This window comes from Sulfitobacter sp. CW3, from assembly GCF_019392245.1.
Lineage (GTDB): Bacteria > Pseudomonadota > Alphaproteobacteria > Rhodobacterales > Rhodobacteraceae > Sulfitobacter.
Map to the genome: position 1 here is coordinate 1 of NZ_JAHXRL010000149.1, position 278 is coordinate 278.

Sequence of the window (278 nt, forward strand, 5' to 3'; positions counted from 1 at the left end):
GCGGTGATGTCAAAGGTCACTTTGCTTCCCGGCAGCACGTTGATGGTGTGCTTCAACGGATGGTGCCCGGGATGTCCGTTGACCAATTCCATGAAGTGCCCGTGGATATGCATCGGGTGCTGCATCATGCTGTTGTTGACCATGGTCACGCGCACCCGCTCGTTGCGGGCGAAGCGGATGGGCTCGACTCCGTCGCTGAACTTCCGTCCGTCAAATGACCACATGAAGCGATACATGTTGCCGGTCAGATTGATCTCGAGCGTCCGCGATGGGCGGCG

Annotated in this window: 1 protein-coding gene; it reads right to left on the reverse strand. The window is 58.6% G+C overall.

What is annotated here, in order from left to right:
* Positions 1-278 (reverse strand): multicopper oxidase domain-containing protein (locus KZZ06_RS20565; protein ID WP_219581827.1); only part of this gene is annotated, 278 nt, incomplete at both ends.